Genomic DNA, 19,775 nt, shown 5'->3' on the forward strand with positions numbered 1-19,775 from the left:
CCCTGACTCAATAGAGCAGGGGGTGCTTTTTTATGCATACCTAAAATGGATTAGTTTAAAAGTTATTTAGATGTTCACCTAAAAAAATAAAGAAATAAAAAAAGTATCATCAAATCGCTCAGTCAGAAGAATAAAACCATCATTCCTGTAAAAGAATTGATGCTTGAATGTACAGATCACGAATCAATATGGGCAAACTGCTTAAATTGTGTTATTTAATTTTTTGAGTAGATCGGTTTAAACAATGGAATTGTCAATGAAAACCAACCGTCAAGAACAATTTTCAGTGCGCTATCAAAAAATTTTAGCTGTGTCAGAAGAGTTATTATTAGATCATTATCAGGATATGACACTAGATGATTTAGCCAAAGAACTCGATATTGCCAAAGGAACGCTATATAAACATTTTAAGTCAAAGAATGAATTATTATTAGAACTGGTAATTCAGAATGAAAAGCGGGTACTGGCAATTTCACATCAGTATCAGGATGATTTTATTGGTTATGCTAAAGCGTATATGCTTTACCATTTGAGAGCGCCTGAAAAAATCATCGTATTGCACCAAATTGAAGAACAGCTGACAACGACTGAGTCGGGCTTAAAAGAGTTATTTCAGCAGCTTTATGATATTCGCCAGCAGCGCATTTTATGTATTAAGGATATGACGAAAGACTACTTGGATCAGTTTCAGTCCAATATTTCAATTCGAGATTATTTATCCTATGTTTGGTCACTGATCTATGGCGCATGTCTACTTTTGAATTCAAGTTATTATCAACGTTCGATCGGTTCTCGTGAAAAGCTGATTGAATTGTATATTCATCAGGCATTAACTATTCCCAGTCAGCAAGAACTGAATTTTTCCTAAATAAAAAAAAGTGGCTTAAGCCACTTTTTCGATTCGACAATAATAAAAGCCATCACCCTGAGCGGTTATTGGTAGTAATTGTCGTCCATGCACTTGAGCAATCCCCCAATCCGCTTCAATTTTGATTTCACGGGCATCGGCATGTTCAGCAAAAAAGTTTTGCATTTGCTGTTCATTTTCTGCTTTTAGAATTGAGCAGGTGATATAAAGCAATGTGCCACCCACTTTAAGCTGTGACCACATTTGCTGCAAAATCTGCTTTTGTAGCGCAACTGTTTCTACAATATCCGTTGACTGGCGGAGCAGGCGAATGTCAGGATGGCGACGTAATACACCAATCGCTGAGCACGGTGCGTCCAGAACAATACAGTCTACGGGTTCAGATGCTGTCCATGTCGTTGCATCCGCAGCTACAATTTGTACTTTGTCGCTATTAAGTTGTAAGCGCTGTAAATTTTCCTGAACACGAAGCAGGCGTTTGGCATCCTGATCGAGGGCAATCAGGTGTGCAGGCTGAAATTTTTCCAGTAAATGGGCAGTTTTTCCACCTGGTGCAGCACAGGCATCTACCACGATTTTGCCATTTAAATTAGGCAGTAAGCTGGCACAAAGCTGTGCGTGTTGATCCTGTACTGAGAACCAGCCTTGTTCAAAACCGACCAGTTCAGGAATCTGTACTGACTGCTGTAATACAATTCCTGCTTCGGCAATCTGACATGCTTCAGCTTGAATGCCTGCTGCTTGTAACTTGGCAAGGTAGGCATCACGTCCGATTTTGCGTTGATTGACGCGTAAGGTAATGGCACTAGTTTGTTTTAAGGCTGAACAGAGTTCGCTCACTTGTTCTGGCCAGTCTTTTTTCAGACGTTTGTAAAGCCAGCTTGGCAAACCATGTGCCTGATTTAAAGTCTGTTGGAACTCAGCTGTTTCACGTGTAGCACGGCGTAGAATGGCATTTACTACACCACTCATAGCAGGAAAACCCAGTTGTTTGCATGCTGTTACCGTTTCAGAAAGAGCGGCGTGTGCTGCAATGCGGGTACATAAAATTTGATATAACCCGACATATAGACAGCTTTCTATAGCGGGGTTATCTAAGGGCTTCGTGAGTAGTGGCAAAGTGAGTGCTTTAAACCCGTACCACTGACGCAGCGTTCCCAAAACCAGCTCATGAAATAGCGCACGGTCTTTTGTTGCTACTTGTTCTAATTGCTGATGCAAAATTGCAGAAAGGGATTGACCTTGTTGCACTGCCAGCAAGGTTTTTACCACCTGAGCACGTAAATTCAATATCTGACTCATGATAGGATTTGCCCAACCTGTAATTTTTGTGCTTGTAAAATTTGTGCTGCATTTAGTGGCTTACCACCTGGCCATTGCAATTGGGTTAGACAAATGATCTGTTGATCACCACACATGACATGTACACCCTGTTTATCGATCGCTACAATTTCACCGACTTGAGCAGTGATATTGCTTAGCGTTGAAAGCTGTGAATTCCAGACGCGTAAGTTGTTATTTTCACTGATCGGGAAAAAGGCAACTGGCCAAGGATTAAAAGCGCGAATGTTGAGGTCGAGTTGCTGGGCACTAACAGCCCAGTCAATTTGTGCTTCTGCTTTACTGAGTTTATGCGCATAAACAGTCAGGGCTTCGTCCTGTACTTCGCGCTGTGCCAGATAAGCTTGCAGTTGTTGTTCTGAAGCCAAAACAGCACAAATCGCCTCTGCACCTTGTAGCGCAAGTTTGTCATGCAGACTTGCAGAGGTATCTTGAGCCGTGATTGGGCAATAGGTTTTATACAGCATATCGCCTGTATCTAAACCTGCTGCCATTGCCATAATGGTTACGCCAGTTTCATGGTCACCTGTAGCGATCGCACGCTGAATCGGCGCTGCACCGCGCCAGCGTGGCAACAGCGAACCGTGAATGTTCAGGCAGCCATATTTAGGCATGTCTAACACTGCTTGTGGCAAGATCAGACCATAAGCGGCAACCACCATGACATCGGCATTTAACGCGGCAAGCTCTTGCTGTGCTGCCAAGCCTTCTTCAGTTGAGGCTTTAAAATGTAAAGGCTGATAGACAGGTAGATTATGTTCTAGAGCAACCTGTTTGACGGCAGAAGCGGTGAGTTTTTGTCCGCGTCCTGCCTTACGGTCAGGCTGGGTGTAAACGGCAATAATGTCATGTTCAGTTTGAATTAAGGCTTTGAGGGCTTCAGCCGCAAACTCAGGCGTACCTGCAAAAATAATCTTCAAGAGTATCACTCAATCGTTTCGCAAGGCACAATTATAACAGGTGTCGCCATTTAGCATTCTTGCAAATTACGCTGTTGAGGCAATTGTGCAAAGAAAATGCCTGAAACCAATATCAAAAATATACAAGCGGAACTTTGGCAAAATTTGTTAAACTTGCAACAGGTCAACATCTGCAAAGCTATTTTTATTGTTGATCGTATTTTTTGTCAGTAAATTGTTTGTCCAATCTGTAGGTTGATTTTTTAGAGGCTATGCTCATGTCTGTGTTTCGCCGTTGGTTTGATCCGATTCGATCGAGATGGTTTTACCAGAAACCGTCACGGCAAGAGGTTTTACCCACGGATAAAGGGTTGAGTATTTATTTGCGCCTTGATGATGTTTACAGTTATTTGGCAGTACAGCAATTACCGCAGTTGCATGAAATTTTAAGCGAGGAACTCAAGCCATTAAAGGTGATGATTTCCAGTCAGGCCGCCGAGCCACCCAATAATATGACCGCACAGGAATGGCAACAATACTGTCTCAATGACGCCAAGATTCTCGCACGCCAACATCGCTTTGGTTATGATGAACAGCCCGAGCTTCCAACCGCAGAAGCGATTCAACAAGCTGAAGTCATTTTAAGAAATACTCCATTACGTGAAGAACAATTTTTATATTTACTTGAAGATGTATTTCACATGCTGTGGCAACAGCAATATGGCAAACTCAGAACCCTGTATGCCATGGCAAGTCAGCAACACCAACCGCAAAATTTCCCTGAACGTCGTTTTATCGAGACACCTGTTGCTGCCAGTTATTTTGAATTTGCCGACCGAAAATATCATGCAGTAGATGATTTACTGCGCTTAACGCGACGTCTGAAACAGCAAAAATTATTGACTGACAACCCGATTTTTTTGATCAATCATATTGAGTGGCGTGAACACATTATGAGTGATGCAGAAGAATTGGCAGAAATTCATGCGATGCATCCTGAGCTGGATTTATATATTGCACTTGAAGATCCGATTAGCTGGTTGCTTTTGGCTTACATTAAAGAAGAACTGGCAAATTATTATAATATTCAGTTGCGGGTTTATCCGCTGAGCTACCATGGACGCGACTTTTTTGACTGGTCGCTTGCCACACGTTTATCAAAACGTGCCGATGTAGCATTTACGCCATTTTGCCGTCCAACCCAAGAAGCAGTTTTAAATATTGCGCGTTTGTTTTATAGCATCGAAGATGACGAACAGCGTGTTGATGTGATGTATGACATTTTAAAAGCGGTATGGAGTAAAGGGCAGGACTTGTCATTTGCTCCGCATGTTCATGCTTTGCAACAGAGTTTACAGATTGAAAAATTGACCGAGGTCGATGTATCTGAGCTTTTGCAGCAAAATGACCAACAATGTTATGCGAAACATCAGCCTGACTTTCCTGTGCTAGAGCTGCGCATCGCAGGGCAGAGTTATGTGTTTAATAGCTTGTATCGGGTCTGGATGATTGAGAGTATTTTTAGTCATGTACTCGAACAACAATACAAGCAGCAGACAACAAATGACTCATCAAAAATGTAATTCTTTAGCTGAAGTTCGCCAACAGATTGATCAAATAGATCGGGCTTTAATTGAACTCGTCGCTGCCCGCCAAGCCTATGTGGATCAGGCAGTGGCATTTAAAAGTTCCCGTGCTGAAGCACCTGCACCGCAGCGGGTTGAACAGGTGATTGCTCAAGTGCGCCAGCATGCCGAGGCTTTTTCCGCAGATGCTGATTTGGTTGAAAAGCTCTATCGACAAATGATTCAGCATTTTATCGAACGGGAATTAGAGCATTTACCTGATTAAACTTCGCATTGATTCACATCTAAAATAAACATAAAAAGGCAGAATAATCATGTATATCGTTGAATTGAACTATTTACAGCCTTTGACTGCTGTCGATGCGTTATTACCGCAACATATAGAATGGCTACAACAACATTTTGCTGCGGGACATTTTATTTCCGCAGGGGCAAAGCAGCCACGAACTGGCGGCATGATTTTGGTGAAAGATATGCCTGAAGCACAATTAAAGTCGATTTTGCAGCAAGATCCTTTTCAACAGGTTGCTGAATATCGGATCAATCAGGTGCAGTTTTCACGCACAGGAACAGGCTTCGAGCAGTTACAGCATTATTAAAATTGGCTTGGTAGAAGTGTATGCATCTGTTTGGCAGTTGCTGATGTGGTGCAGTACAACTCTAAGTCGCATATGTTATCGATACACGCGATTTATCATTGTCATTGTAGTCTGTGCCTTAAATAGACAGGCAGCTGTTTTGATGCTGTCAGTTTTCTTGAGCAAAATATTTGTTGGGCTGCAAAGCGATCAGTGAATTTGACAGTATCAAAAGCCAGTGGTTTTTGCTCGGCATTTTATTTGTGTCGCCTGTAGTTCATCTTTATGTATTTTCAACTTGCTTAAGGGAAAAGCATCATAGATGCAGATTCCATCAGGATGCCCCGATTCTAATAAAATTATTCCCAAAACAAGCTAAATCAGGCCTCAGGCAATACTTGAGGCAACTCCAAAAAATACGCATATTCAAGCGCATCGCTTTGACCTAGCATGAATGTATGTTTTCAGGGAGAAGTAACATGTTGGGATTTGTGATGCTGGTATTTGCGTTTGCAGGTTTAGTCAAAGGGGTGATTGGTTTGGGATTGCCTGCGGTTGCAATGGGATTGCTTAGTATTGTTTTGTCTCCATTTCAGGCGGCCAGTTTACTGATTATTCCTTCCTTGGCGACCAATCTCTGGCAACTGTTCAGCGAAGGTGGCTGGTGGATTTTGCTGCATCGTTTTTGGACGTTGTTGCTTGGTGTTGTGATTGGTTCCACGTGGAGCATCTTTCCAACCTTGGCAGACTCACATGTGCATAGCGGTTTTCTACTCGGCATGATGCTGTTGTTGTATGGCATTTATGGCTTATGCAGTCAACGTTTGCCGAACCTGCAAGCACACGAAAAATATTTGTCGCCTGTTGTTGGGTATTTGGGCGGTGCGCTGACTGTTGCGACTGGGGTGATCATTATACCTGTTGTGCCATATTTACAAAGTTTGCAGTTACAACGCAATGATCTGGTACAGACACTTGGTTTGACCTTTACCTGTGCCAATCTTTGCCTGGCAGTTTTTTTACAGCAGCAATTGAGTGCGACACAGAACATTAATTATTCATTGTCTTGCTTGGTATTATTGCCTGCATTAGTGGGAATGTGGGGCGGCAAGCTGATTCGCCAGCGTTTAAATGAACAGAAATTTCGCCGTATTTTCTTTGTTGGGCTGATTTTTCTAGGTGGTTATATGAGCCTAAACACTTAAATAGGGGCAAGCAAAGCCCGTTTTTCCATTAAAAATTCACTCAGATGTTGATAGGCTACAGGCAGCTCATCAAAGTGGCGGCATGCTAATAACAGCTTACGATTTGCCCAAGCGCCTTGCAGATGAATGTAGTGAAACGGATAGAGCGATTGTAATTGCTGTGCGGCACGCTGTGGCAAAATCGCAACACCGACACCATCGGCAACCACTTGCGCAATTGCTGAAAAACTCGGTAGGCGCAGGCGATATTCGATCCCATAACCGAGTTGCTGTGCCTGACGTTCAATCGATTGTTGTAACGAGTGGTACTGTTTTAAACCAATAAAAGCAAAGTGCAGGGCATCAGCAAGGTTGATCTGTGTATTGTGTGCCAGAGGATGCTGCATTGGGCAGATCAAGACTAACGGATCTTCAGCAAACTCCAAAGTCTGTAAATGCTCAGTGTTAAAAAAGCTTGATACCAGCCCCAATTGCGCCGTACCTTGGGTTAATGCGGTCACGATATCAGTGCTTTCAGCTTCTTGTAACTCGATCTGTAGCTGTGGGTTTTGCAGCAAATATTCAGGCAAAATTTTTGGCAAATATTCACTTTGTGCCGATGAGTTACACCATAAACACAATTGCTGTTTTTGCTGAGAAGAAAATTGCAGCATGTGCTGTTGTAGGGAATGACTGCGTTGCACAATCTCTTGAGCATATTCTAGAAAACTTTCTCCAGCGAAGGTCAGTTGCATTCCTGAACTGTGTCGACTAAACAATTTGATGTCGAACTGTTGTTCGATTTTTTTCAGGCGCTCACTCGCTGCTTGTAGCGAAATAGCGGCCTGTTGTGCGGCTTGGGTCAGACTACCTGTTTTTGCAATCTGTAGCACCAGCTCTAAATCGAAAACTTCAAGGCGCATGTCCATTGCCTGTCTTTTTACTGTGATTAGGTGCAGTATGGCATAAAAAAAGCAGCCTTGTGGCTGCTATAAATATCGGGTTATTTAATCTTTTTTCAGGTTAAAGAACCAGTTGAGAATAATGGCAGTAAAAGTCGCTGTGCCAATGCCACCCAAGTTAAAGTGACCGAACATGAGTTCAAAGTTTCCTGCACCTAAAATAATCGTTACTGCAGCCACAATCAGGTTTTTATTGTTAGAAAAATCGACTTTATTTTCTAACCAGATTTTTGCTCCAGCAATGGTAATTAAACCAAACACTACAATCGATGCACCTGTTAAAACTGCACTTGGAATGGTGCTGATCACTGCGCCAAATTTCGGTGACAGCCCCAAACAAATCGCAAACAAACCTGCAATCACAAACACGATGGTGGAATACACTCGGGTCACTGCCATGACACCAATGTTTTCACCATAAGTGGTCATGCCTGGTGCGCCAACACTTCCTGAAAGGGTGGTTGCCAAGCCATCGGCAAGGAAGGCTTTGCCCAGTTGTGGCGTTAGGTTTTCGCCTGTCATGGCGCCAACCGCTTTAATATGTCCGAGGTTTTCAGCCACCAAGATCAGCGCAACAGGGGCGATGATCAGCATGGCATTGCTGTCAAAAGTCGGATGAGAAAAACTTGGAATACCGAACCATGCTGCTGCCGAGATTTGCGAGAAATCAATCGGTTTACCCAAGCCAAGACCATTGGTGGCAATCGCATAAATCAGATAGGCCATGAGCAAGCCAACCAGTAGCAACAAGCGTTGTAGCAAACCACGGGTAAATACTGCAATCGTCCCCATGCACAGAACCGTAATGAGTGCCATCCACATTTCAAACGGTTGACCTGCCACACCTTTAATGGTCACGGGTGCAAGGTTTAAGCCGATGATCATCACCACCGCACCTGTCACGACAGGTGGCATCAGTTTTTCAATCCAGCGTGTGCCTGTTAGCATCACGATCAGACCGATAATCGCATACAGCACACCACATGCCACAATCCCGCCGAGTGCAACGGACAGGTTCGGGTTTGCGCCTGAACCTGTAATGTGTCCTGTTGCTGCAGCTACTACACCAATAAACGCAAAGCTCGAACCCAAGTAACTTGGAACGCGCCCACCTGTAAATAAAAAGAACAGGATGGTACAAATCCCTGACATCAAGATCGCAAGGTTCGGGTTAAAACCCATGAGCAGCGGCGCAAGAACCGTTGCACCAAACATGGCAAAGGCATGTTGAATGCCTAAAACCACACTTTGTCCAACAGGTAGATATTCATCGGTGGATACAGGGCGAGAATCAATTTGTCCCGCGTAGGGTCGCCATTTTGGAAACCAAGACATAACAAAAGCGCTCAAATCTTTACAAAATTCTGCACATGATACTCTCAGTTGAAAATGCTTAACATAGGCTGAAATTGTTGTTGGTCGTTTTTCTTAGAAGAATGATGAATGTCTGGATAAATTTATTTTGTTTATAAATGGCTTAGTTCAAATAAAAAAGACTTACCCGCCGCATGGACGAGTAAGTCAGCTTGTATAAGGCTTAAGCAATTAGCCTGTATTACGCAGACCTGCGGCAATCCCTGTAATACTCACCATTAAGGCATGATCGACAGGCGTATGTTCTGCCTGATGCTGTGCCAGATACTCACGGCGGCGTTTCATGAGTTCCGCCTGTAGCAGGTGTAATGGCAGCAAATAGGTTTTACGCACTCGCATTGATTGATCCAGTACTTCATTTTGACTGAGTAGCTCCGATTCTCCTTTGAGAATCAGCAAGGTATCAATGGCATCTTGCAGGCGTTGACGCAGTTCATTGCCCAAAGCATGTAGATGCTCATTTTGGGTCAGATGAGTTTCATAGTACCAAGCAATATCGGCATCGGCTTTGGACAGCACCATTTCCAGCATATCAATTAAGGTCTGGAAATACGGCCACTGTTGCAACATTTCATCCAGTTTAGCTTTTTGCTCTTGGGCAATGATTTCATCCAGTGCTGCACCTGTGCCGAGCCAAGCAGGTAACATCAAACGAATCTGTGTCCAAGCAAACACCCAAGGAATGGCGCGCAAGGATTCAATTCCACCACTGACACGACGTTTGGCAGGGCGTGAACCGAGTGGCAACATTTGTAGCTCAAGTTCAGGGGTCACCGTGCGCAAGTATTCAACAAAATGTGGGTTTTCCCGCACAGTCTGGCGATAGACCTTGACTGAAGTTTCAGTCATTTGATGCATCAGTTCACGCCATTCAGCTTTTGGTACAGGCGGCGGTAACAAAGTCGCCTCTAAAGTCGCCGCTGTATAGACTTCCATATTTTGCAGCGCAACGCCTTCGATTCCAAATTTGAAGCGGATCATTTCCCCTTGTTCGGTGACGCGAATCGAACCTGAGATAGACCCTGGTGGTTGTGAAAACAAGGCTTGCTGAGTGGGTGCACCACCACGGCTGATCGAACCGCCGCGACCATGAAACAGGGTCAGGCGAACATCATGTGCTTGGGCAACCGCAGTCAACTCTTCCTGAGCGCGGTACTGTGCCCAGTTTGCCGACATAAAGCCTGCATCTTTGGCCGAGTCCGAATAACCAATCATGACCTCGTGCTTGCCCTGAATATGCTGTTTGTACCATTGCATATTAAACAGCGTATTCATGGTGTGGGCAGCGCCGTCCAAATCTTTGAGCGTCTCAAATAACGGCACAATGCGTAAAGGTTTTTGTATTCCTGCTTCTTTCTGTAGTAGCAGTACGGCTAAGACATCACTCGGATGTTCAGCCATCGAAATAATATACGCACCTAAAGACTCAGCAGGTTGTTCTGCCAGTGTGCGCATGGTCGCAAAAACTTCCTGAACGTCAGGATGATTGATCAGGCTGTCTTCTGGTTCATTCAGTAGTTTCGGCAGCAGTGGACGTTTACTTTGCAGCTCATTGAGCAAGAAGTTTTGACGTGCTTGCTCAGTCCAAGTTTCAAAATTGCCCAAACCCAAATATTCAGTGATGGCAGACAGCGCCTGACGGTGGCGTCCTGATTCCTGACGAATGTCGAGTTTCAGCAGTTCAATCCCGAAACAGTGCACACGATGAATAAAGTCGAGCAAGTTGCCATTGGCGATTTCAGGCAAATTACTGTCGATTAAAGAACGATGGCAAAGAAGTAGTGGTTCAAGCAATTCTTCTTTATGGCGAATCACCCGATGGTCTTCGATGGTTTCCAGACCTTGCAGTTTGTCAGACAGCCACTGACGGGTAATGCGTAGACGTTCGCGCAGATCGCGTAAATATTCGCGGTAAGGCTCAGCATGTTCGCGACCAAGTGCCTGACGTAGTTCATCCGAACATTGCTGAATTGACAGTTCCCAACGTAGACTTTCGAGGTCACGTAAATATAGCTCGGTGGCTTGCCAGCGCGAGAACCACAACACTTGCTGGGTGACGTCATGGGTGACATTCGGGTTACCGTCGCGGTCACCACCCATCCATGAGGCAAAACGGATCGGGGTCACGTGGGTTGGTAACGCCTGTCCACAATGCACTTGAACTAGCTCGTTCAGTTCACGGATGAACTTCGGTACCGCTTGCCATAAAGTTTGTTCAATGACAGTAAAGCCCCATTTAGCTTCATCAATTGGGGTCGGTTTTTGGCGACGGATTTCATCGGTCTGCCAAGCTGAGCAAATCAGTTGTTTGAGTTTTTCTAAGGCTTGCTGACGCTGTTTCGGGGTCAGTTTTTGCTGATCCAGTTGTTCGAGGCAACGGTTAATGTCGTCATATTTTTGAATCAGGGTACGGCGGCTCACTTCGGTTGGGTGCGCGGTCAGTACCAGTTCAATATTTAAATCGCAGATTTGTTGATAGAGCGTTTCTGCTGAAATTTGTCGCTGTTTAAATTTTTCAAATAGAGGTTCGAGCGGATTTGGAGAGGGCTGATTTTCATCGAATTCGCTGGCACGGCGGCTACGCACCACGTGGTATTGTTCAGCAATATTGGCAAAATTCAGGAAATGGGTGAAGGCACGCGTGAGCGGTAAAATTTCTTTATCTTCAAGATTGAGAAAAAGTTGTTCTAACTGTTTTTCCGCTTCGATTTGTCCATCGCGAGCGCCCTTGGCGAGCGCACGAATTTGTTCGACTTGATTAAACAAGTCCTGACCTGCGTGAGCTTTTAGGGTTTCTCCCAGTAAATTGCCCAGTAGTCTGACGTCTTCGCGTAATGGAGCATCGATATGTTGTGCCATATTTAAATTCCTTATGGGATGAACTATGGTCTATTGAAATATAAAAAGAGAATTGTCTTTTATATCAGAGAGTCGGTTTTATCTAAACATAACAAATTTATCTAGAAAAGCCTTTAGCCATTGGTCGTGTAAGCTCGGAAAAAATGTTGGATTTCAGTAGGTGGCTGACTGGGAAATTCAGATTACTCGGGCAAATTGCCAGTAGATGACTAACTGGTTAGTAAAAAACCTGTTTTTTTGTGAAATAGTCTAGTTTTTGGCGGAAAAAATTTATGGAAAAGGATGCGAAAATTACAAAACTCACCTATAGTAACAGGTCAATTTTCCCAAATCGTATATATCATTTTTTCAGGGCATGTCCTATGTCGTGAAGGGGTTAAATTTCCATGGCGCAAGACAAGGTTGAGCAGCATCGTCGTTATATAACAACGGCGTATATGTTTATGTTTTTGGCATTGTTTACGATTGTGGCGGGATTCATTGCCTACCTGTTTGCTGCGAAGGTTGCCCATAATTCTCAGGCCGAAGTCTGGATTCAGGCACATGGTATCTGGGTGATGCGCAGTGTGATTTTATTTATGGTGATGGGGCTGTTTGCAGGGCTATGGTTTATTCCATTGGCATTTTATGCTTGGAATGAGGCGCTTTGGGTCACGGGCTGTACAGTCGCAGGCGTGATTTTTGCCTTTATTGCGTGGATGTATTTCTTAAACTGCTTTATTCAAGGCTTGTCTAAGTATTTCAAAAAGAAAGCAGTATTTTAATTTCACGATTTTTTTCACTCTGTTGCCTTGTAAAACAGGTAAAGATCCCAACTTTACTTGGAAGTTGTTCTATTTGAAATTCCGTGAGGAGCATCGCCTGTCATGGCTAAACGTGATTATTATGAGGTTTTAGGCGTTTCTAAAACTGCTAGTGATGATGAAATTAAAAAAGCCTACCGCAAGTTGGCGATGAAATACCACCCAGACCGTAACCCTGACAATGCTGAAGCTGAAGAAAAATTCAAAGAAGCAGCAGAAGCCTATGAAGTGCTGTCAGATAGTGAAAAGCGCAGCATGTATGACCGTATGGGGCACAATGCCTTTGAAGGTGGCTTTGGTGGTGGAGCTGGCGGCGGCTTTGGTGGCTTTAGTGCGGAAGATATTTTCAGTCAATTTGGCGATATTTTCGGTGGGGCATTTGGTGGAGGTGGACGTCAACAGCAACGTCAGCGCCGTGGTTCCGACTTACGCTATGTCATGGAACTGACCCTTGAAGAAGCCGTAAAAGGTGTGAAAAAAACCATTACCTTTACTGCACCTGCGCCGTGCGATGCTTGTGATGGTAAAGGCTCGCAACAACCGAATGATGTCGAAACCTGTAAAACCTGTCATGGTGCAGGTCAGGTGCGTATGCAGCAGGGTTTCTTCTCTGTACAGCAAACCTGTGGTACCTGTCGTGGACAAGGTAAAATCATTAAGAACCCATGTCAGAAATGTCATGGTTCAGGTGTGACAGATCGTCAGCAAACTTTAGAAGTGACCATTCCTGCGGGTGTGGACAATGGTGATCGTGTACGCCTTACAGGGAAAGGCGAAGCGATTCGTGATGGTCAGGCAGGCGACTTGTATGTTGAAGTTGTGGTGCGTGAACATGAAATCTTCCAGCGCGATGGTGCTGACCTGTATATGGATGTGCCGATTAGTGTTGCTGATGCTGCTTTGGGTAAAGAAATCCAGATTCCAACCCTTGATGGTCGTGTCAGTCTGAAAATTCCTGAAGGTACGCAAAACGGCAAAGTGTTCCGTTTACGTGGCAAAGGTGTTCGTCCTGTACGTAACAATATGGTCGGTGATTTGCTCTGCCGTATTGTTGTTGAAACGCCAGTTAACCTGACTGCACGCCAGCGTGAATTGCTCAAAGAGTTGCAAGCAACCATGGATGGCAATGATCAGCATTCAAGTGCCAAGAAAAAATCATTCTTTGATCGGTTGTTTGACTGATCTGTCTGATTGATTTTTAGAAAAAACCTGCTGCCTAAAAGCAGGTTTTTTTATATCAGATTGCGCATGCATAGAAATAAGTTTTGTTATAGTAAGTACATTGATTAAAAAATTTAGGAAATGACAACATGTCTACATCACCACGTATTGGGATTTTAGGTGCTGGCGGTCGTATGGGTCGCATCTTGATTCAGGCAGTTCAACAAGCAGGCTTCCAACTTGCAGCAGCGGTAGAACGCCCAGAAAGTTCTTTGGTCGGCACAGATGCTGGCGAACTGGCAGGTATTGGTGCGGTAGGTGTGAAAGTTTCAGGTTCACTCGAAGCGGTGTTGGCCGATGTGGATGTAGTGATCGATTTCACTGCACCTGTGGCGACTGAACAACATTTGAAAATCTGCCGTGATGCAGGTGTAGCAATGGTCATTGGCACCACGGGTTTGTCAGATGAGCAAAAACAATTGCTGAATGACACGGCAAAACAGATTCCAGTGGTGTATGCAGCCAACTATTCTGTCGGTGTGAATGTTTCGATTAAACTGCTAGAGCTTGCAGCACAAGTGTTTGGCGATACAGTTGATATTGAAATCATTGAAGCGCATCACCGTCATAAAGTCGATGCACCATCGGGTACTGCACTCATGATGGGTGAAGCGGTTGCGGATACCTTGGGTCGCAACTTAAAAGAAGTGGCGGTGTATGGCCGTGAAGGGCATACAGGTCCACGTGATCGTCAAACCATTGGCTTTGAAACCATCCGTGGTGGCGACATTGTGGGTGAACATACCGTGATGTTTATTGGTGAAGGTGAGCGTGTTGAAGTGACGCATAAAGCGACTAACCGTATGAACTTTGCCTCAGGTGCGGTACGTGCAGCAGCATGGGTTGTGGGTCGTGATGCAGCCAAATACGATATGAAAGATGTTTTAGGCTTGTAAGATCTTGCCAGATATAAAAAAGCCAGTCTTGTGACTGGCTTTTTGCATTTTAGGCTGCGGCTTGGCAAGCAGCAGGATTGTCATGTTGATACAGGCGTTTTTGCACCAACACCAAAATTAGGGTCAGCACAGCAAGAACTGCACCACTGACTGGTACAAGATTTTCCCAATCAGTGACAAACGGTTTTTGATGGGTTGGCCACTGTCAGGAAATACAACTGTGAATTAGTCAAAATCGGCTTTGAGTACCACGCGGTAACGCACCTGACCCGAGTGCAAGCGGGCAATTGCATCATTAATCTGTGACATCGGGAATAGTTCGATCTGCGGTGCAATATTTTTGCGGGCAGCGAAGTTGAGCAGCGTACGTAATGCCGCAGGTGAACCTGTTGGTGAGCCTGTAATCGATTTCGCGCCGCTAATCAGTAAATTCGCAGGTGTGGCAATCGGCTCCAGTGGAATACCCAGCAGATGCACACTGCCATTCGGTGCGAGGGTATTGAGATAGCTTTTCCAGTCGAGGGTGACATTGACGGTGCTGAGCAATAAATCGAATTTACCTTTTTGGGCTTTCAGTGCTGCACTGTCGCGACTGTTGACCACATGGTCTGCGCCCATGGCTTTAAGCTCATCGGTTTTATCGAGATTTGAGGTAAATGCGGTAATTTCACAGCCCCATGCTTTGAGGAGTTTGATGGCCATATGCCCCAAACCACCAATCCCGATCACACCGACATGGTGAATGGCTTGAATCTGATGTTTTAATAATGGATCAAATACGGTAATCCCACCACACAGTAGCGGTCCTGCACTTTCAGGAGCCAGATCATCGGGAAGGGGAATGACCCACTGCCAGCCTGCACGAACCTTATCGGCGAAACCACCTGCATGTCCGACAATTGTGGCTTTATGTTCACCTGTACACAGGACCTGTTGCCCTGCAAGACATTGGTCACAGGCTTGGCAAGTTTCTGCTGTCCAGCCAATCCCGACCCGCTGACCCAGTTTTAAACCTTTGGCTTCACTGCCCAAGCGTATAATTTTTCCAATGATTTCATGTCCAGCCACTACTGGATATTGGGAAACGCCCCAGTCGTTATCAATGATCGACAGGTCGGAGTGGCACAGGCCGCAGTATTCCACTTTGACTTCGACCTGATGGGGTTGCAGTTCGCCCGCATCAAACTCGTATGGAACTAAAGCTGATTTGGCGGTTAATGCTGCATAGCTACGAATTCGGTTTTCACTCATGACGCACTCCTTGTTATGGATCTCTTGTTATTTACAAAAGCAGTCATCTTCATGATCGTTGACCATGCCACAAGCTTGCATGAACGCATAGCAGGTGGTGGCACCAACGAATTTAAAGCCGTGCTTTTTTAAAGTTTTGGAGAGTTTCTGGCTAATTTCGGTTTGTGCAGGCGCTTGGCGGTAATCAGGCACTGTGTTGGTAATGGGTTCGGCAGCAACAAACTGCCATAACCATGTCACGACGTCGCCTGTGTCCTGTTTTAAGGCAAGCCATGCCTGTGCATTGGCACGGATGGCATTGAGCTTGCCGATGTGGCGAATTAAACCTGCATCTTGTAGTTTTTGTTCCAAGTCAGTATCGGAGAGTTCAGCAATCTCTTGGATTGAATACTGAAAAAAATGCTGGCGGTAACAGTCGCGTTTTTTCAGTACCGTAATCCAGGACAACCCCGCTTGCTGACCTTCAAGACAAAGTAATTCAAACAGTTGTGCTTCGTCATACAAAGGTTTGCCCCATTCCTGATCGTGGTAGTCGATATATAGCGGATCATCGGAACACCAGCGGCAGCGTTGTAGTGACATGACAAAACTCCTGATTGTTATTATTTAAATTTAAAGGGAGAAGCTTGTCCACTGATCATTTTTTGTGTCCCAGTAAAGCAGTTCGGCCTGTTGTAAATCTTCCAGAGACAGCCACACATCTTTGCCTACCTTATCATTATAACCCGTGCTAATCAGTAGGCCATTTTCTGCAATTTCCATGATCCAGCCCTGATAGCACTGACCGTGCAGCTGGATTTTTTGTTGATTGCCCGATTCGGCAAATTCAACCAGACGTTGTATGAGGGCTTCAGACATGAAACAAGACTTCCTAACGTAAATAGGGGAATGGGTTGACGGCACCGCGACCTTTTCCATCCAGATAAATCCCATAGTGTAAATGGGTGACAGTATGCTGTGCATTGCCACTGTTGCCCACATAGCCAATCAGGTCACCAGCATGCACATAATCTCCGACTTTCAAACCGCGTTTAGATTTTTCCAGATGTGCATAATAATGCCAAGACCCCGCAGGCCCTAAGATCCAGATTACATTGCCGCCGAGCGTATTGCTTTGCAGGCTGGCGATCAGACCTTCGGTGGCACTGGTGACTTTGCTGTCGCGAGGTGCCAGTATATCAATTCCTTCATGCCAACGTCCCGCACTGCGTGAAGCACCCCATGTATCGGTGAGCTGATCTGCTTTGACGCCTTTGACAGGAATCGGAAGATGAAAACCTAATCGCATTGCTTTGAGGCGGCTGACTTGCTGGCTGGGCAGTGGCGTAGTTTTTTTGGGAGTTGAACTACATGCAGCCAAAACGATGACTGTTAAAATTAAAACAGCATGTGAAAGAAAACGCAAAATACAGTGTCCTTTGAATCAGTATTTTCCAACAGCATGCCGTATATATGTTTAAACGCTTTGAATCAGTTTTTTCATGGCTGTTGGAATGCCTCGGTCAATTGCCTGTTGTGGGGTGAGCCATTCACCGCCAAGTTCTATTTGTAGATGTTCCATCTCATCGCTGTCAACCATAATTTGTTGTACATTCAGCTCCCAAGTGAAATGGGTAAAACTGTGACGAATCTGAGTCAGGTATTGGGCGGTTGCTAAGTCCAGTATGTTGCGTTGTTGTTCCAGTTCATTTGGCTCTGCAAAAATTGGTAGACAATACAAGCCTCCCCAAAGTCCCAGTGCAGGGCGCTGTTGCCACAGCCACAGATCTTGATGGCGCAGCAATAGCACTTCGGCTTGTTTCACGGGCACAGGTTTTTTGGCTTTTTTGAAAGGCAGTTCTGTTTCAATACCTTGTTGATGCGCTTGGCAATGCTGTTGCATTGGGCAGTACAGACACAGTGGTTTTTTCGGTGTGCAAATGGTCGCTCCCAAATCCATAATCGCTTGGGTATAGTCGTGGTTACGTTCTGTGGGGCAAAGCTGCTCGGCACGTGTCCACATCTCGCGTTCATGTACAGGTTTGCTTAAGTCATCTTCTATGGCAAAAAAGCGTGCCAACACGCGTTTGACATTGCCATCCATAATCACGCCGTACTGACGTAGACCCAAAGACATCAGTGCACCTGCGGTAGAACGTCCAATCCCGGGCAGTGCCATCCAACCTTCTAAGGTCTGCGGGAAATGGGCTTGCGCTGCGACGATTTGGGCAGCTTTATGCAAGTTTCGTGCGCGAGCGTAATAACCTAAACCTGCCCAGTAAGGTGCAACGTCATCCCAACCGACTTGAGCAAGCGCTTCAACTGTTGGAAAACGCTGAATAAAACGATCAAAATATTGCAACACGGTTTTAACTTGAGTTTGCTGCAACATGATTTCTGAGACCCAGACTTTATAGGGATCATCGGCAATTTGCCACGGCAAATCATGCCGACCATGTTGGTCGAACCAAGTGAGTAAAGCATCGGAAAACGAAAAATCAGACATGGACATAGCACCTCAAAACCGCGAGGTAGTATACGTCAAGCACAGAGAAAAAAGGCAGAGAAGATCTGCTGAGAGATCTTCTCTGCCTTGAAAAGTTCAGTTATTTCACATCAGAAGGTTGCTGAATTCCCCAACGCTCATCAAGCTTGAGCTGCTGCCCTTTGTAACGTGGAATCACGTGAATGTGCAAATGCTGTGAAACTTCGTCAAAGACATTGCCATCATTAAACCCGATGTGATAACCCTCGGGATGATAGCGAAGTTCTAACTCATTGCGTGCCTGTTCAAGTAGTGACAGCAAGCTTTTGCGTTCTTTATCCGTTACATCAAAAAACGAACTGACATGGCGTAGCGGTACAATCACCATGTGCCCTTTAGACAAAGGGTGAGGCTCTGGGAAAATCGCACCAAAATCATTTTTGGCAATCACATCATAGTCATCAAAATCGCAATAAGCACAGTGCTCAGTCATGGTGGCCTCCTACTTAATCAACAGCAATCAAAGAAAATCGGGTTTAGGCTGCAAGTCGCGTGCGAGCAGTTGATACATCGCATCTAATCCTGCACGTTCGGCTTTCGCATTGTAGCCAAGGTCAACGCCATTGGCTTTGGCACGTACATCAGCCAGTGGATTACTAAAGCCATGTTTGGCATTGGCTAAAATAATCACCTCATGCTTAACTTCGGCAGCCTGCATTTCCTGCTTGAAGCTCTCTACATTGTCGAGTGTGACCATGCTGTCGAGTTCACCGTGTAACACTAAAATTTCTGCTTTAATTTTGCCTTTTTCAGCAGGAGCAGCAGTCGACAAGTTACCGTGGAACGTTGCAACAGCTTTGATGTCTGCACCAGAGCGCGCCAAGTCCAAAACCACTTTTCCACCAAAGCAGAAACCGATGGCACCTAGGCGAGCCGCATCCACTTCAGGTTGTGCTGCCAATGTGCTCAGCGCCGCAGTCACACGCTCAACAATCGTATTCGGTTGCTGGAAAGTTTCCATCATCCATGTATTGGCTTGACTGGCTTGTTCTGTAGTTTGCTTATCACCATACATGTCGATAGCAAATGCCGCATAGCCATGTTCAGCCAGTTGTTTCGCCCGCTGAATCACATATTCATTACGCCCCCACCATTCAGGCGCGACCAGAATCGCTGCAACTGGGGTATCACTTTGTGGTGCTGCAAAAAAACCAACTAAATTTTTACCATCTGGCGCGGTATATTGAATTTCGCGAGTAATTATGGTGCTCATGGTGGGCACAATCCTTATGATGAAGAGGTCTGATTTAATATACTGAATCAATTTTGATTAAAGCATAGAATTTTTGTTATTGCGTGAAAAATCTACATATTTGTTGAAAATTACCATATTAATAACATAGATAAATTTAAATTATTTATTTTTAATCAGTTTGTTAAATGATGGTTGTGACCGTACCTGCACCAGATTTACCGAGTGCAGGCAGGT

Annotated in this window: 20 protein-coding genes; 8 read left to right on the forward strand and 12 right to left on the reverse strand. The window is 44.9% G+C overall.

The window, feature by feature from the left end; translation table 11 throughout:
- Positions 1-256 precede the first annotated feature (256 nt).
- A complete protein-coding gene (locus tag P255_RS14875; RefSeq protein ID WP_004902980.1) occupies positions 257-868 on the forward strand; it encodes a TetR/AcrR family transcriptional regulator in 612 nt (203 codons plus the stop codon).
- Between the two features lie 15 nt (positions 869-883).
- Here the strand turns inward: P255_RS14875 and rsmB are convergent, their stop codons facing one another.
- Entirely contained in the window at positions 884-2,170 is a 1,287-nt protein-coding gene (gene rsmB, locus P255_RS14880) for a 16S rRNA (cytosine(967)-C(5))-methyltransferase RsmB (protein WP_004902984.1), read from the reverse strand.
- Positions 2,167-3,129: a methionyl-tRNA formyltransferase gene (gene fmt, locus P255_RS14885; protein ID WP_004902986.1), complete on the reverse strand. Its 963-nt coding sequence runs from the start codon at positions 3,127-3,129 to the stop codon at positions 2,167-2,169. Before fmt ends, rsmB begins: the two co-directional genes overlap by 4 nt.
- A gap of 257 nt (positions 3,130-3,386) precedes the next feature.
- Between fmt and P255_RS14890 the strand changes: the two genes are divergently transcribed.
- The 4 genes from P255_RS14890 to P255_RS14905 all read left to right on the forward strand — a co-directional run bounded on the left by P255_RS14890 (position 3,387) and on the right by P255_RS14905 (position 6,477).
- On the forward strand, positions 3,387-4,691 hold the full coding sequence (locus tag P255_RS14890) for a hypothetical protein (RefSeq protein WP_004902989.1): 1,305 nt from the start codon (positions 3,387-3,389) through the stop codon (positions 4,689-4,691).
- Positions 4,672-4,959: a chorismate mutase gene (locus P255_RS14895; RefSeq protein WP_004902992.1), complete on the forward strand. Its 288-nt coding sequence runs from the start codon at positions 4,672-4,674 to the stop codon at positions 4,957-4,959. Before P255_RS14890 ends, P255_RS14895 begins: the two co-directional genes overlap by 20 nt.
- Positions 4,960-5,008: 49 nt before the next feature.
- A complete protein-coding gene (locus P255_RS14900) occupies positions 5,009-5,293 on the forward strand; it encodes a YciI family protein (protein ID WP_004902995.1) in 285 nt (94 codons plus the stop codon).
- A 458-nt stretch (positions 5,294-5,751) separates the two neighbouring features.
- Positions 5,752-6,477 (forward strand): sulfite exporter TauE/SafE family protein, encoded by a 726-nt coding sequence (locus P255_RS14905; RefSeq protein WP_004902997.1) that lies wholly within the window; start codon positions 5,752-5,754, stop codon positions 6,475-6,477.
- On the opposite strand, the gene P255_RS14910 is transcribed toward P255_RS14905, so the two are convergent.
- From P255_RS14910 to ppc, 3 genes are all read right to left on the reverse strand, one after another.
- Positions 6,474-7,379 (reverse strand): LysR family transcriptional regulator, encoded by a 906-nt coding sequence (locus P255_RS14910; RefSeq protein WP_004902999.1) that lies wholly within the window; start codon positions 7,377-7,379, stop codon positions 6,474-6,476. The two genes, P255_RS14905 and P255_RS14910, sit on opposite strands and share 4 nt — an antisense overlap.
- An 84-nt stretch (positions 7,380-7,463) precedes the next feature.
- Positions 7,464-8,753, reverse strand: a complete 1,290-nt coding sequence (locus P255_RS14915; protein WP_004903002.1) for a solute carrier family 23 protein — start codon at positions 8,751-8,753, stop codon at positions 7,464-7,466.
- A 210-nt stretch (positions 8,754-8,963) separates the two neighbouring features.
- Positions 8,964-11,651, reverse strand: a complete 2,688-nt coding sequence (gene ppc, locus P255_RS14920; protein WP_004903006.1) for a phosphoenolpyruvate carboxylase — start codon at positions 11,649-11,651, stop codon at positions 8,964-8,966.
- Between the two features lie 386 nt (positions 11,652-12,037).
- Here ppc and P255_RS14925 point away from each other — a divergent pair, with 386 nt between their 5' ends.
- From P255_RS14925 to dapB, 3 genes are all read left to right on the forward strand, one after another.
- Positions 12,038-12,415, forward strand: a complete 378-nt coding sequence (locus tag P255_RS14925; protein ID WP_004903007.1) for a hypothetical protein — start codon at positions 12,038-12,040, stop codon at positions 12,413-12,415.
- Between the two features lie 102 nt (positions 12,416-12,517).
- The gene (dnaJ, locus tag P255_RS14930) at positions 12,518-13,636 is read left to right on the forward strand and encodes a molecular chaperone DnaJ (RefSeq protein ID WP_004903010.1); all 1,119 of its coding nucleotides are present in this window, start codon (positions 12,518-12,520) and stop codon (positions 13,634-13,636) included.
- A 128-nt stretch (positions 13,637-13,764) separates the two neighbouring features.
- The gene (gene dapB, locus P255_RS14935; protein ID WP_004903012.1) at positions 13,765-14,571 is read left to right on the forward strand and encodes a 4-hydroxy-tetrahydrodipicolinate reductase; all 807 of its coding nucleotides are present in this window, start codon (positions 13,765-13,767) and stop codon (positions 14,569-14,571) included.
- Positions 14,572-14,796: 225 nt separating this feature from the next.
- Here the strand turns inward: dapB and ahr are convergent, their stop codons facing one another.
- From ahr to P255_RS14970, 7 genes are all read right to left on the reverse strand, one after another.
- The gene (gene ahr, locus P255_RS14940) at positions 14,797-15,822 is read right to left on the reverse strand and encodes an NADPH-dependent aldehyde reductase Ahr (protein ID WP_004903013.1); all 1,026 of its coding nucleotides are present in this window, start codon (positions 15,820-15,822) and stop codon (positions 14,797-14,799) included.
- A 27-nt stretch (positions 15,823-15,849) separates the two neighbouring features.
- Entirely contained in the window at positions 15,850-16,404 is a 555-nt protein-coding gene (locus P255_RS14945; RefSeq protein WP_004903015.1) for a DNA-3-methyladenine glycosylase I, read from the reverse strand.
- A 30-nt stretch (positions 16,405-16,434) separates the two neighbouring features.
- Positions 16,435-16,680 (reverse strand): hypothetical protein, encoded by a 246-nt coding sequence (locus P255_RS14950; protein ID WP_004903017.1) that lies wholly within the window; start codon positions 16,678-16,680, stop codon positions 16,435-16,437.
- A gap of 13 nt (positions 16,681-16,693) precedes the next feature.
- A complete protein-coding gene (locus tag P255_RS14955; RefSeq protein WP_004903018.1) occupies positions 16,694-17,227 on the reverse strand; it encodes a M23 family metallopeptidase in 534 nt (177 codons plus the stop codon).
- A 51-nt stretch (positions 17,228-17,278) separates the two neighbouring features.
- Positions 17,279-18,307 (reverse strand): A/G-specific adenine glycosylase, encoded by a 1,029-nt coding sequence (gene mutY / locus P255_RS14960; RefSeq protein ID WP_004903020.1) that lies wholly within the window; start codon positions 18,305-18,307, stop codon positions 17,279-17,281.
- Positions 18,308-18,407: 100 nt separating this feature from the next.
- On the reverse strand, positions 18,408-18,779 hold the full coding sequence (locus P255_RS14965) for an HIT family protein (RefSeq protein ID WP_004903023.1): 372 nt from the start codon (positions 18,777-18,779) through the stop codon (positions 18,408-18,410).
- Positions 18,780-18,806: 27 nt separating this feature from the next.
- Positions 18,807-19,559, reverse strand: coding sequence for a dienelactone hydrolase family protein (locus P255_RS14970; protein WP_004903025.1), 753 nt, complete (start codon positions 19,557-19,559; stop codon positions 18,807-18,809).
- Positions 19,560-19,775: the final 216 nt, after the last annotated feature.

The sequence above is a fragment of the Acinetobacter brisouii CIP 110357 genome, assembly GCF_000488275.1.
GTDB lineage: Bacteria > Pseudomonadota > Gammaproteobacteria > Pseudomonadales > Moraxellaceae > Acinetobacter > Acinetobacter brisouii.